Here is a 12,705-nt window from a genome sequence, read left to right as displayed (position 1 = left end):
CCCTGCATCACCCCAGTCTTAACGACCACGAGCCAACCCCCGGCAGGCGCGCCTTAAAAAAGGCGAAACCACACCCAAAGTTGTTCAGCAGACTCCTAGCGCGTGAGCCCCGGAAACTGGTCGTCGCGCCATTCATTCGGCAGCCGGGTGCCGGCTTTTGCCGCGTCGGCTTCGCGCTCGCGCAGTTCGACCCGGCGGATCTTTCCGGAGATGGTCTTGGGCAGCTCGAAGAATTCCACCCGGCGCACCCGCATGTAAGCGGGCAGGCCGGTACGGGCATGCCGAAGCAGGGCTTCGGCCGTTTCGACCGTCGGCTCCCAGCCCGGGGCGAGGTGGATATACGCCTTGGGAATGTTCAGCCGGGTGGCATCGGGCGCGGGAACCACGGCGGCTTCGGCGACCGCGGGGTGTTCGAGCAGCACGCTCTCCACCTCGAACGGCGACACCTTGTAATCGCTCGACTTGAACACGTCGTCGGTGCGGCCGATAAAAGTGAGGTAGCCGTCGGCATCCACTGCGGCGACGTCGCCGGTGTGAAAAAAACCGCCGCGAATGGCGTGCGCGGTAAGGTCGGGTTCGCCGTGGTAGCCGGTCATCAAGTTGACCGGGCTCGTCGACAGGTCGAGGCAGATCTCACCTTCCTCGGCGGGCAGTTCGGTGATCGGGTCGAGCAGCTTGATCGAGACGCCGGGTAGGGGCAGGCCCATCGACCCGGCCTTCAGCACCGATCCGGGACCGTTTCCGACGATGGCGGTGGTCTCGGTCTGGCCGAAGCCATCGCGGATGGTCAGTTTCCAGCCGTTGTCGATCTGCCGAATGACCTCGGGGTTAAGCGGTTCCCCGGCGGAGAGCAACTCGCGCAGGGCGGCCGGCCGGGGGCCGACATCCGCTTGAATGAGCATGCGCCAGACCGTCGGCGGTGCGCAAAACGTGCTGACCTTCGCTCGATGCAGCTGGGCGATGAGGGCGCTGGGAGCGAACTTGGAGTAGTTGTAGACGAATACGGTCGCCTCGGCGATCCACGGGGCAAAGAAGCAGCTCCAGGCGTGCTTGCCCCAGCCGGGCGAGCTGATGGCGAGGTGCACGTCGCCGGGGCGAAGGCCCAGCCAGTACATGGTCGACAGGTGGCCGACCGGGTAGGAGGTCTGCGAGTGCAGCACCATTTTGGGCTTGCTCGTCGTACCGGAGGTGAAGTAGATCAGCGATGGGTCACCGGATGCCACGACCGTCGCGATGGGTTCCGGGGTGAGCGCGTAGGCGTCCGCGAAGTCGGCCCACCCGGGGCGCGGGGCGCCGACGCTGATGCGGGTGTAGTCGCCGGGAACATCGTCGAACTTGGCTGCATCGGACGAGTTCGCGATCACATGGGTGACGCCGCCGCGAAGCACCCGGTCGGTCAGGTCATGAGCGGCGAGCACGGCACTGGTCGGCATGATGACCGCGCCGACCTTCATAATGGCGAGCATCGCCTCCCAGATTTCGAGCTGGTTGCCGAGCATGAGCATGACGTGGTCGCCGTGCTGCACGCCCTGCCGGGCCAGCCAGGTGGCCACCTGGTCGGAGCGTTGCGCCATCTCGGCGAAACTGAACTTCTGCTCGCTGCCGTCTTCTTCGACGATCCACAAAGCGATTTTGTCGTTGCCGCGTGCGAGCACGTCGAACCAGTCGGTGGCCCAGTTGAAGTGCTCCCCCACGTCGGGCCATTCAAACTCCTGCGCGGCACGGGCATGATCGTTGCGCAGCGCCAGCAACTGGTCGCGTGCGGCCCGGTAGCTATCCGTGCTCGGTTTGGTCGTGCTCACCTGGTGAGTCATACGCCGTTGTCTCCTCTTGCCACCGTGAAACGTGTCGCCAGGCTGAAACGGCGACAGTCCATTCTGGCAGTGCTGCGGACGCAGGCCGCCCGATAGTCTGCGACGGATGACATTTACAAGCTCCAGACCCGCTCCGACCACCATGGTCACCGCCGAAGAGATTTTTGAGCGGGTGGACTACGGTGCGGCGGTGCGAGCCGTGCAGAACGCGCTCGCCACCGGGCTCGATCCGGCGCAGGATTTCGCCCGGCAGGTGCTGCCCGTCGTGAACGGCCAGCTGCTGCTCATGCCCACCGAGGCCGCGGAGTTCGTCGGCATCAAAATCGCGTCGGTCGCGCCGGGCAACCCGGCCCTTGGTCGGGAGCGCATTCAGGGCGTCTATCTGCTGCTCGACGCCCTGACGCTCACGCCGATCGCGCTGTTCGACGGCGCCGCGATCACGACCCTGCGCACCCCGGCCGTGTCGGCCGCGGCCGCCGACTACCTGGCTCCGGACCGCGTGGAGCACCTGGTGGTGTTCGGTTCGGGGCCGCAAGCCTGGGGGCATATCGAGGCGATGCGGGCCATCCGCTCAATCGACCGGGTCACGATCGTGGCCCGAGACCAGCCCCGCGCCGAGCTGTTCGCCGCCCGGGTGACCGCGATCGGCCTGCCGGTCCAGGTCGGCACGGCCGCTGACGTGGCAACGGCCCAGTTGATCGTCTGCGCCACCACCGCGCGTACTCCGCTGTTCGACGGCAGCCTGGTGCCCGCCGATTGCTGCGTCGTCGCCGTCGGTTCGCACGAAACGGATGCCCGTGAGCTCGACTCAGCGCTCCTCGCCCGAGCGCAGGTCGTCGTCGAAGACCCGGCCACGGCGCAGCGGGAGGCCGGCGACGTCATCATCGCGGTGGCCGAGGGTGTCATCGCCCCGCACGAGCTCGTGCCGCTGCGTGACATCGTGACGGGAACCGTCGCCGTCACGGCGGAAAGTCCGCGCGTCTTCAAGAGCACCGGGATGTCGTGGGAAGACCTCGTCATCGCGAGCGCCGTGTACCGGGCCGGAGCCCGCTCGGAGGCGTAGCGGCCCGTGGTTCGCGGGCCAGGGCGTTGGCCTATCGTTAATGGGTGACCTACTCGATTCGTTCCCTCGTTGCCGCCGACCTGCCGCGCCTGCTCGCGCTCAACAATGCCGCCGTTCCCGCAGTCAATGAGCTGGATGCGCCGGCACTGGCCGCGCTGGTCGAACACAGCCACCTCGCGGTCGCTGTAGTCGCCGACGACGATGCGGCCGCCGAGGTACTCGGCTTTGCCATCCTTTTTGTCGCCGGCGCCGAGTACGCGAGCGAGAACTACCGCTGGTTCTCCCAACGATCCACCGATTTTCTCTACGTCGACCGCATCGTCGTGGCCGACGGTTTTCGCGGGCAGGGGCTCGGCCAGGTGCTCTACGACGCCATCTTCGGTGCGGCCCGCCGCGAGCTGCTCGCCGAGGTGCTGTGCGAGGTCAACCTCGAACCGCCGAATCCGGGATCCCTCGCGTTCCACGGCCGCCTCGGGTTCGCCGAGGTCGGCCAGCTGTCGACGAAGGATGACACCGTCGTCGTGAGCCTGCTCGCGGCATCCGTTTAGCGGTGCGGCCAGACTGTTCTTTATACACAGTTTGGCGGCGAATTCAAGGGGCAGCAGAGAAACACGGAACACCCTATGGTCGATCTGACGCGAGCTACCGCTTGCGCAGAACTGAGCCAAGGGAAACCCCCGCGATGCGACTCACCTGCCCGTTTTGCAAGTCACCCGCTGATTTGAAACCCAACCCCGCGCAGGCCCTGCGCATCACCCTTCCGCTCTACGTCCTCAAGTGCACCGGCTGCGAGCGCACCAGCATCCGCGTCGAACCGGCCAGTCTGCCCCACGTCATCCTCGCGGCGCGCGCCTCGGCCTAAATCGTTCGCCTCCGGGAACAAGACGGCGAAGGTGCCGGCTTGGAACGACTGTGCCGGACCTCAAAGGTCCGGGCATTCAAATGCCGGTCACACCGAAATGGATGCCGTCGAGTCGGTCAGTCGCGCCAGCGCGGCCTCGGCATGGTCGCTGAGCCGACTCTCGGCCAGCGGCCCGTCGCCGTTGAACACAGCCTCGGCGATACCTCGATGCTCCGCGATCCACTCCCCGTCGACCCGATAGGAGTCCTGGAGTACGGTCAGGCACATCCGGGTCTCCGTCATCAGGGTGCTGTGGATGCGCGCGAGGCGGCGGCTGCCACTCAGGGCGACGAGGCGTTCATGAAAGGCCATGTCGGCGTCGCTCATGGCGGCACGATTGCCGATGGCGGCAGCATTCTCCATCTCGGATACCTGGGTCAGCAGTTCCTTGCCGGCGGCTACGTGGTCAGCGCGCACGAGCAGCTTGCAGGCCGCCGATTCGATGGCGGTGCGCAGCACGTACATGTCGCGAATCTCGGCATCCGTCATTTCAATGACGAACAGACCGCGATTACGGATACTCACCAGCAGGCCTTCCTGCGTCAGCCGTTGCATGGCCTCCCGCAACGGGCCCCGGCTCACGCCGAGTTCACGGGCGAGCTCGGCCTCGCCGAGCTGCGACCCCGGGGCCACCTCGCCGCGTGCGATCGCGTAGCGCAGTTTGCGAGCGATGATCGACGGAGTGGACTCCTGCACGACAGGTTCCAATGAATATCGCTGGGGCATACCCTGCACGGTTCTTTCTCGAATGGATGTCTAGAATCATCTGAATGCGCCCCACCGCGCTGTCCATTGTTTACAATTGTAGCTTGGGGCGCCGAAATTGTCGCCCGATCGACGAAATCCCGATTAGGGGGCTTGACAGAGGCTACCGCAAGCCCCAAGTTCGGGTCCTCGGGCGCGCCGGCAGAATCCCGGTTGGGACGCTACGCTGGCGGCATGATCGATGGAGACAGCGCTCACCGTCCAGACCGAGATTCGCAGCCCCACAACACCGCCGACCTCGCCCCCAACCATCGCGGCACCCCCCTGCCCAGCTACGTCAATGCCTGGGTGTCGACGCAGCGTTGGTTCGGCAACAAGGGGCGAGTTCCCGCGTTGCGCAGCATCGGGCATTTCGCCCTCGACTGCGCCGAGCCGGGAGTCACCATCCGCGTCGATTTCGTGCTCGACACAGCGAGCCTCACCCTCACGCTGTACCAGTTGCCGACCACTGAACGCTTCGAGGAATTGCCCGGCGCCGACAATGCCCTGATCACCGTGCGCCAACCGGGCTCGCTCAACGCCCGCTACATTTACGATGCCGCCTACGATCCCGCCTTCGCTGCCGCGTTGCTGGCATTCATGGAGCGGCAGGACGTGTCCGCGTCCACCAAACCAGCGGCGACCGACCGCTCCGCCGCCAGCGCGCGGGGCGAGGACCTGCGCCCGCGCTCCACCGCCCCTTCCAGTACGACGGCCGCAACCGTCATATCGAGTCGGGTGCTCAGCGGAGAGCAATCCAATACCTCGATCATCGTGGAGCGCGTCGACGCCACCGGAGCGCCAGCGGTGCCGATTATTTGCAAGGTCTTCCGCATTATTCATGCGGGAGAGAATCCGGATGTGACGGTGCAGGCTGCGCTGGCCGGTGCCGGCTCAACTCGCATCCCGCTGCCGTTCGGTGCCGTGCTCGGCCAGTGGGACGATCCGGCCGAACCAGGCCAAAGAGCGGTCGGCCACCTGGCATTTGCCCAGGAGTTTCTGCCCGATGCACCGGATGCCTGGCGCACGGCCCTGATCGCCGCCGCCGCGGGCAGTGATTTCACCGGCCCGGCCTTCCGGCTGGGGCAGGCCACCGCCGACGTGCACCACGATCTCGCGCGCACCCTGCCGACCCTGGAGGCGAGCCCCGAAGTCATTGCCGAGGAAATGGCCAAGATGAGACTGCGCTGCAGTCAGACCCTGCGTGAAGTCCCGCTGTTGGCCAAGTACCAGAGCGCCATCGAAGCGGTGTTTGCCCGGGCGGAATTCGCGGCGTGGCCCAGACTCCAGCGCATCCACGGTGACTTTCACCTCGGGCAGGTTCTCGACGTGCAGGGCCGCGGCTGGGTGCTGCTGGATTTCGAGGGTGAACCGCTGCGCACTCTGCGGGAACGCACCCGGCCCGATGTCCCGCTGCGCGACGTCGCCGGCATGCTGCGATCCTTCTCCTACGTGTCCGGCGCGATGACGGCGACCACGGCCGAAGCCGCGGTCACCCTCACCTCAGCCGGTTCGTCGTCCTGTGCGATGACGAAGAATCTGCCGATTATTTCCGACTGGGCAATGGCCTGCCGTGGCGCTTTCCTCGACGGTTACGCGGAACGCTCCGGCCTCAAACTGGCCGAGCAGCTTGCCCTGCTCGAGGCCTTCGAACTCGACAAAGCTCTCTACGAGGCCGTCTATGAGAGTCGCAATCGACCCGCCTGGCTGCCGATCCCGCTCGCTGCGATCGAACGGCTGGTCGGCACGCCGGACTGATCGTGGTGCGCAATGCCTAACGGTGGGCCGCCGGGCGCGACCCCGTCCACCGGCCCCGAGTAACGCTCCGATAACGCCCGGCGGCGTAGCCTGACGCGCGTTCCGGCACAGTGCCAGCAAGGGACAGAGCACACAGGGAGTAGTTCCATGGCAGAAAACATTTCCGGCCCCGGGGGCGACCAGAAATTCGTTAGTGAGGGTGAATTTCAAGCGGGCGAATCGGCATCCGGTTTCATCTCCGGCGTCACCTTCGGGCCAACCGAAGTGGTCTACTACAAGGTCAACAATCTGGCCGTCTTCGAAGGTGACATTGTGCTGGGCACGGTCGCCGAGTTGGAGCAGACCAAGGATGCCGAAAGCCACGACGACGGTCGTGCCCGCGGCGTGGCCATCACCGGCGCGCGCTTTCGATGGCCGAACGCCCACGTTCCGTTTCGGATCAACGCCGCCCTGCCGAACCAGCAGCGGGTGCGCGACGCGATCTCCCACTGGGAGGCCAGCACTCCCATCCGCTTTACCGAACGCACGGCGGCCAATGCGGGTCAATTCTCCAACTTCATCGAGTTCAGCGATTCTGGCGGATGCTGGTCGATGCTCGGTATGCAGGGTAACGGCATGCAGACCGTCAGTTTGGGGACCGGCTGCAGCACCGGTAACGCGATCCACGAGATCGGCCACGCGGTCGGGCTCTGGCACGAACAGAGTCGGGAGGATCGCAACGCCTTCGTGACGATCAACGTGGCCAACATTGAGTCGGGTATGGAGAGCCAGTTCGACCAGCACATCGTCGACGGTGACGATGTCGGTGGGTATGACTACGGCTCGATCATGCACTATCCGCGCACCGCGTTCTCGAAGAATGGGCTTGAGACGATCACCCCGGTGCAGGCCGGAGCGCAGATCGGTCAGCGCACCGCGCTATCGGCCGGTGATATCGCCGCGGTCAACCTCATGTATCCGCAAACCGTACGGGCCAGTTCGAGCCCGGTGGTGTCGTGGGGTCCGAACCGGTTGGATGCGTTCGTGCTCGGTACCAACCGGGCCGTGTTTCACAAGTGGTTCAGCGGAGCCTGGGGTCCCTCGATCACCGGCTACGAGAACATGGGTGGCATTGCCGAGAGCGTTCCGCAGGCGGTCGCGTGGTCGCCGAACCGGCTCGACCTGTTCGTGACCGGTACCGACAGCGCGCTCTATCACAAGTGGTGGAACGGCAGCTCCTGGGGGCCATCGGTCACCGGCTACGAGTACATGGGCGGCGTGATTCTCGGCGACCCGCGCGTGGTGTCGTGGGGACCGAACCGGCTCGATGTCTTTGTCGTCGGCAGTGACCACGGGCTGTACCATAAGTGGTTCGGTGGAGCGTGGGGCCCATCGGTCACCGGCTACGAGAACATGGGCGGCATCATTGTGGGCCAGCCCGAAGTCGTCTCCTGGGGCCCGAACCGACTCGACGTGTTCGTGATCGGCACCGACCGGGCGCTGTACCACAAATGGTGGAACGGTTCAGCCTGGGGTCCGTCGCTCACCGGGTATGAGCGTCTCGGCGGGGTCTGCACCTCGGCGCCGCGGGTCGTCACCTGGGGTCCGAACCGACTCGACATCTTCGTGACCGGCACCGACGGTGCGCTGTACCACAAATGGTGGAACGGCTCGGCCTGGGGTCCGTCGGTCAACGACTTCGAGCGGCTCGGCGGCATTGTCGTCGGCGAACCCGAGGCCGTCTCGTGGGGACCGAACCGGCTCGATCTGTTTGTGATCGGCACCGACAGTGCGCTGTATCACAAGTGGTTCGACGGCAACGCGTGGGGGCCCTCGGTGCTCGGCTACGAAAACATGGGCGGCATCGCCACCTCGCAGCCGCGCGTCGTGTCCTGGGCACCCGGCCGGCTGGACGTGTTCCTCACCGGCACCAACAGCGCACTGTTCCACAAGTGGTTCAACGGCGCTGCGTGGGGTCCATCGCTCACCGGCTATGAGAGCCTCGGCGGCGTGATCACGTCGTTCGACGAGGCCGAAGTGCGTGCCGGTTCAGACACGCTGAACCGGGACACGGACTGACCCCTTCGGCAGCACCGGGTGGGACTGCGTCGAGACGAAATCCCCCTCGGTGATGTCGGGGCGTTCAATGGCCGAGTCAGGCTGGGGCCGTTCCCCGGCCGCGACGTGCGCCAGGGGTTCGCGCGAATCGGACTTCTGGCGCACTTCTGTGTCCGGGGATCCCTCCCGCACATGAATGCGCAAATTCAGCAGACGGATGCCCTTCAGCGCGTCCGCAGGCACGGTCACGGTCACCGGCAACCCGGCAGCGGCATCGGAGTTCGTGTCCGCGGCGAGCGCGGGGATCTCGGTGCGGGAGTGGCCCACGATGGTGCTCGGGGCATCCGCTTTGGACACGTCTTCAATCAGCACCGTCACGGTGAACGGTCCGGTCGGACGCTCCCCCGGTGCGAATTCGATGACGCCGGTGACGGTGGCGTCCCTGTCGGTGTGTTCTGGCATGTCGCCATGGTGCCACCGCCCCGAACATCGTGCTCGTCGCCGCGGCAGCGTGCCGCGCGGGACTTGCGCCAGTACGCGGGAGTTAGCGCCTGGCCAGAACCCCAGCGCAACGCGCCACGAACGACCTTGGAACACACTTCACAGCGACGTTGATAGCGGATGCGTCCCCCATCGGCATCGTGCACCTGGTGCAGCGAGACGTCGTGATCTTCGGTGGCGCTGTACACCTTGACGGGCACGTTGACGAGTCCGAAGGTGATCGCACCGGTCCAGATGCGCGACAAGCGGGACGCGAGCAAGACACCGGCGCCGGTGCCGGCATCCGTTCCGGAATTGCATCCGGGCGAGACCGCCGGGCAGAGTTTTGTCATTCAGGAGCACCACGCCCGCAACCTGCACTGGGATTTCCGCCTCGATCACGACGGGGTGCTGGTGTCGTGGGCTCTGCCGCGCGGCGTGCCGGTGTCGCCGACCCAGAACCGGCTTGCGGTTCACGTGGAGGACCATCCGCTCGCATACGGCAGCTTTGAAGGAAACATTCCGGTTGGAGAATATGGTGCCGGCGACGTCTCGATCTGGGATCGCGGCGACTACGACCTCGAAAAATGGCGCGACGACGACGTGATCGTGACTCTGCACGGCGAACCCCACGCCGGACTCGGCGGCACCGCCCGGTTCGCCCTGATTCGCACGAGCGCCGGACGCGGGTCGGCGAACAACTGGCTGATTCACCGGATGAAGCCACGCGACGGGGCTGGCGGTTCACACACCAACGCCCGCCCGACAGCCGGGCAGATGGGTCACGCACCACCCAAGAACACCTACTCCCCCATGCTCGCCGCCGCCGGCTCCGCAGCCGACCTCGGCGACGACGACTGGGCGTTCGAGATGAAGTGGGACGGCATGCGGGCGCTCGCCTACGTCTCCCCGGCCGAGCAGGGCGTGCGTCTGGTCACCCGCAACGGGCACGATGTGACCGTGTCCTATCCCGATCTCACGACCGATCTGCTCGCCGCGCTGGCCACCACCGAAACGGATGCCGCGGTGCTCGACGGCGAGATCGTGGCCGTCGACCCGCGCGGACGCCCCGATTTCGGGCTGCTGCAAACACGCCTGAGGCTGACCGAGCCGCGGGAGGTGGCCGCTGCGGCGAAGAAGACTCCGGTGCAGTTCATGCTGTTCGACCTGCTCGGGCTCGAAGGCATCATGGCCAAAAGACAAGATGGCCGTTACAGCGCGGGGCGCCGGACGCGAGACTGGGTGAAAATCAAACACTTCCGCACCCAGGAGGTCGTAGTCGGCGGCTGGCGACCCGGCAAAGGAAACCGGTCAGGCATGATCGGATCACTGCTGCTCGGGGTTCCCACCGACGGGGCCTTGCGCTACGTCGGCCGGGTCGGCACCGGGTTCGCCGACCGCGACCGGCCGGCTGCGTCAGCCGTCCTGGTGAGGCTGGCGTCCCGACAAGACCCCGGGCGAAATTGTCACCGAATGATGTACGCGCGATCTAGCATTACCCCATGGTGAGTCATCGGCATCAGGAAGGATCGGCGACACCACGCGCGAAACGCATCACGCGTCGGTGGCCGCTGATCAGCGGTCTCGGTGCGCTCGCTCTCACAATCGCCCTCGGCTATCTGGTGCTGCTGCGTGGCACCGCTGACACCATCGATGCCGGGTCACTCGCCATCGACCGGTCCTGGCTCGCCTGGATCGATCGGTTTCGCGGGCCGGCCCTGGACGCGCCAGCGCTGGTGCTGAATTACCTCGGCTTCGGGCTCACGGCGTCGCTGCTGATTCCCGCACTGATCGTGGGCGTTCTGCTGCTGGCCCGGCAGTATTGGGCGGTCGGGTTCTACCTCGCAGCGACGATACTCACCGGCGGCGCCGTGCAGGTGCTCAAGAATTTGTTCGGGAGAACCCGGCCCCAGGACATTCTGGTGAGTGTCGATTTTGGGTCGTTTCCCTCGGGGCACGTAGCAAACGCGGCCGTCATGGCCACCATTTTCGCACTCCTTTTTTCACGCTGGTGGGTCTGGATACTCGGAGCTGCCTACACTCTGGCCATGATGATCAGCCGCACCTACCTGGGAGCGCATTGGCTGACCGACACGATCGGCGCCCTACTGCTCGGCGTGGGCATCGCCGTTGTAGTCTGGGCGCCGTTGGCGGCAAAACTCGACGGCGAACGCCGGTTGCGCGCCGCCGAACATTTGAAACGGCACTGACACTCTTCTACCGAAAGGACGCAAAGATGGGCGGTATCCGGTCCGCAACGGTGTGGCGCACCCGCTACGGAAAGTTTCTCGTCGACGCCCGGCCGCTGTCCACGGCCACGCGTCGGCAATTGCACCTGACCGCCATCGCCCTGGCCGGTGTCGGCATCCTGCTCTTCATCGGCGTGCTCATTGACGTGCTGCAACCGGACCGGTCGTCGTTCTACGATTCGCCCGTTCGCGAGTGGCTCGTCGACAACCGCTCACCGACCCTGACGCTGATCATGATCGGTCTGGCCATCATCTTCGGGCCGGTCGCGTTGCCGATCATCGTGCTGGTTTTGACCGTCGTCTGGGGGGTCTGGGGCAAGCACGCGTGGCGACCGCTCCTACTCGCCATAGCCATGCTCACCGGGGTCATTCTGGCGCAGATTCTGGCGCCGCTCATCGCCCGCAGCCGCCCACCGATCGAGCTGATGCTGTTCGGCGCCGACCACTCGTACTCGTTTCCGTCGGGGCACGTTCTCGGTGCTGCCGATTTCGTACTGGTGCTGACCTACCTGGTCGTGTCCCGGCGCCCCGGTCGGCGTGCCGCCATCATCGGGTTCAGCATCGCGGCGCTCTGCATCGTGGTCGCCGCGATCAGCCGTCTCTATCTCGGCTATCACTGGGCAACGGATGCCCTCGCCTCACTGTCGATCTCGCTCGTCGTGCTCGGCGGGGTGATCGCCTGGGACACACGCCATGCGTCCCGCGGACTACAACCGGGCGCGGCGGGCGCGAACGAAGCAGTACAGGCCGTAAGCGATCAGTCCGACGCCGATCAGGATCAGGGCAATGGTTCCGAACGGCAGAGCGGCGAGCGCCTTGAGCGCTCCGTCGAGCCCGGTGGATTTGCTGGCATCATTGGTGACCGCGGCGACGCCGACGAGGATCGCGACTACGGCGAGCGCAATGCCCTTGGCGACGTAGCCGACAACTCCGAGGGCGACGACCGCGCGGCCGGCCGATCCGCCCGGCACGGCGAGGTCTGACCGGAACTTCTGCGCTGCACCCTTATAGATGAAATAGCCGCCGACGCCGAGCACGGCCACACCGGCCAGGAACAGTACGATGACGCCGCCCGGCGAGGACAGCAACGACGAACTGGCGCTCTGCGTACTGCCGGCCGAACTGGACGCACCGCCCCGGGCGAAGGTCAGCGCCGTGACGCCGAAGGCGATATAAACGATGGCTTTGGCAATGTTGGCCAGACGACGCGCCCATTTTCGTTTGGGCTCGCCCTGCATCACGAATGCGGAGACGACCAGCCACAGCCCGAGGGCGAACATGCCGACCACGACGATCCACAGCAAAAACACCCCGCCCGGGCTCGAGGCCAGCTGGGCGAGTGCCCCGCTTTGGTCGGCGGAGCCGCTGCCCGCACCGATCGCCACGGTAATCGCGATCGACCCGATCAGGATGTGCAGCAGCCCGTTGACGGCGAACCCCAGCCGTGCCAGCAGTTGCAGTGCCGAACTGTTGCTCGCGTCGCGAGCGATGTGTGTCGCCGATGAATTCATCACGGGCTCAGCCTAGGTCGACACACGCCGTCGCGTGCAGAAATATTTCTTAGCCTGAATCCACCGGTCGGCCTCTGAAGAATTCTTGATTTGGGCGCGATCCTCTTTCGGGGTTTTGGGCGCGGTCAAGCTTGGGGCCTCGATGCCT

General features: G+C 65.7%; 11 protein-coding genes and 2 pseudogenes. 8 read left to right on the top strand and 5 right to left on the bottom strand.

The genetic code is table 11. From position 1 onward, the window contains the following. Positions 1-95: 95 nt before the first annotated feature. A complete protein-coding gene (locus E3T43_RS00755) occupies positions 96-1,814 on the bottom strand; it encodes an AMP-binding protein (protein WP_134470943.1) in 1,719 nt (572 codons plus the stop codon). 106 nt (positions 1,815-1,920) lie between these two features. On the opposite strand from E3T43_RS00755, the gene E3T43_RS00750 reads away from it, so the two are divergent. The 3 genes from E3T43_RS00750 to E3T43_RS18585 all read left to right on the top strand — a co-directional run bounded on the left by E3T43_RS00750 (position 1,921) and on the right by E3T43_RS18585 (position 3,739). After that, entirely contained in the window at positions 1,921-2,877 is a 957-nt protein-coding gene (locus E3T43_RS00750) for an ornithine cyclodeaminase family protein (RefSeq protein WP_241978750.1), read from the top strand. 44 nt (positions 2,878-2,921) lie between these two features. Continuing rightward, positions 2,922-3,425, top strand: a complete 504-nt coding sequence (locus E3T43_RS00745) for a GNAT family N-acetyltransferase (protein ID WP_134470942.1) — start codon at positions 2,922-2,924, stop codon at positions 3,423-3,425. Positions 3,426-3,598: 173 nt separating this feature from the next. After that, positions 3,599-3,739, top strand: a complete 141-nt coding sequence (locus E3T43_RS18585) for a hypothetical protein (RefSeq protein WP_166788387.1) — start codon at positions 3,599-3,601, stop codon at positions 3,737-3,739. An 87-nt stretch (positions 3,740-3,826) separates the two neighbouring features. Here the strand turns inward: E3T43_RS18585 and E3T43_RS00740 are convergent, their stop codons facing one another. Further along, on the bottom strand, positions 3,827-4,474 hold the full coding sequence (locus E3T43_RS00740; RefSeq protein WP_241978749.1) for a GntR family transcriptional regulator: 648 nt from the start codon (positions 4,472-4,474) through the stop codon (positions 3,827-3,829). Between the two features lie 243 nt (positions 4,475-4,717). Between E3T43_RS00740 and E3T43_RS00735 the strand changes: the two genes are divergently transcribed. Both E3T43_RS00735 and E3T43_RS19005 read left to right on the top strand, forming a co-directional pair. Further along, positions 4,718-6,280, top strand: a complete 1,563-nt coding sequence (locus tag E3T43_RS00735) for a phosphotransferase (RefSeq protein WP_166791197.1) — start codon at positions 4,718-4,720, stop codon at positions 6,278-6,280. Positions 6,281-6,427: 147 nt separating this feature from the next. Continuing rightward, positions 6,428-8,338, top strand: a complete 1,911-nt coding sequence (locus E3T43_RS19005) for a M12 family metallopeptidase (RefSeq protein ID WP_198414280.1) — start codon at positions 6,428-6,430, stop codon at positions 8,336-8,338. On the opposite strand, the gene E3T43_RS00725 is transcribed toward E3T43_RS19005, so the two are convergent. Both E3T43_RS00725 and E3T43_RS19125 read right to left on the bottom strand, forming a co-directional pair. Beyond that, entirely contained in the window at positions 8,309-8,779 is a 471-nt protein-coding gene (locus E3T43_RS00725; protein WP_134470940.1) for a hypothetical protein, read from the bottom strand. The two genes, E3T43_RS19005 and E3T43_RS00725, sit on opposite strands and share 30 nt — an antisense overlap. Before the next feature lie 119 nt (positions 8,780-8,898). Further along, positions 8,899-9,063, bottom strand: a pseudogene (locus E3T43_RS19125) (Ku protein); the annotation flags it as partial. Here E3T43_RS19125 and E3T43_RS00715 point away from each other — a divergent pair. The 3 genes and pseudogenes from E3T43_RS00715 to E3T43_RS19610 form a co-directional block, all read left to right on the top strand. Beyond that, the gene (locus E3T43_RS00715) at positions 9,035-10,306 is read left to right on the top strand and encodes a DNA polymerase ligase N-terminal domain-containing protein (protein WP_241978748.1); all 1,272 of its coding nucleotides are present in this window, start codon (positions 9,035-9,037) and stop codon (positions 10,304-10,306) included. The pseudogene E3T43_RS19125 and the gene E3T43_RS00715 sit on opposite strands and share 29 nt — an antisense overlap. Then, positions 10,300-11,007 (top strand): phosphatase PAP2 family protein, encoded by a 708-nt coding sequence (locus tag E3T43_RS00710; RefSeq protein WP_134470939.1) that lies wholly within the window; start codon positions 10,300-10,302, stop codon positions 11,005-11,007. The genes E3T43_RS00715 and E3T43_RS00710 overlap by 7 nt, the downstream gene beginning before the upstream one ends. Before the next feature lie 26 nt (positions 11,008-11,033). Then, positions 11,034-11,726: pseudogene (locus E3T43_RS19610) on the top strand (phosphatase PAP2 family protein); the annotation flags it as partial. A 27-nt stretch (positions 11,727-11,753) separates the two neighbouring features. Here E3T43_RS19610 and E3T43_RS00700 read toward each other — a convergent pair. Further along, positions 11,754-12,557 (bottom strand): DUF1206 domain-containing protein, encoded by an 804-nt coding sequence (locus E3T43_RS00700; RefSeq protein ID WP_134470944.1) that lies wholly within the window; start codon positions 12,555-12,557, stop codon positions 11,754-11,756. Positions 12,558-12,705 lie beyond the last annotated feature (148 nt).

The sequence above is a fragment of the Cryobacterium sp. Hh7 genome (assembly GCF_004403155.1).
GTDB lineage: Bacteria > Actinomycetota > Actinomycetes > Actinomycetales > Microbacteriaceae > Cryobacterium > Cryobacterium levicorallinum.
The sequence above is the reverse complement of the archived record's forward strand: the minus strand, read 5'-3'. Positions and strand labels throughout refer to the sequence as shown.

Excerpts from the sequence above, each read along its gene's own strand:
- E3T43_RS00700 (WP_134470944.1), bottom strand. The coding sequence starts at position 12,557 with ATGAATTCATCGGCGACACACATCGCTCGCGACGCGAGCAACAGTTCG.
- E3T43_RS00755 (WP_134470943.1), bottom strand. The coding sequence starts at position 1,814 with ATGACTCACCAGGTGAGCACGACCAAACCGAGCACGGATAGCTACCGG.
- E3T43_RS00735 (WP_166791197.1), top strand. The coding sequence starts at position 4,718 with ATGATCGATGGAGACAGCGCTCACCGTCCAGACCGAGATTCGCAGCCC.
- E3T43_RS00710 (WP_134470939.1), top strand. The coding sequence starts at position 10,300 with ATGGTGAGTCATCGGCATCAGGAAGGATCGGCGACACCACGCGCGAAA.
- E3T43_RS00725 (WP_134470940.1), bottom strand. The coding sequence starts at position 8,779 with ATGCCAGAACACACCGACAGGGACGCCACCGTCACCGGCGTCATCGAA.
- E3T43_RS00750 (WP_241978750.1), top strand. The coding sequence starts at position 1,921 with ATGACATTTACAAGCTCCAGACCCGCTCCGACCACCATGGTCACCGCC.
- E3T43_RS19005 (WP_198414280.1), top strand. The coding sequence starts at position 6,428 with ATGGCAGAAAACATTTCCGGCCCCGGGGGCGACCAGAAATTCGTTAGT.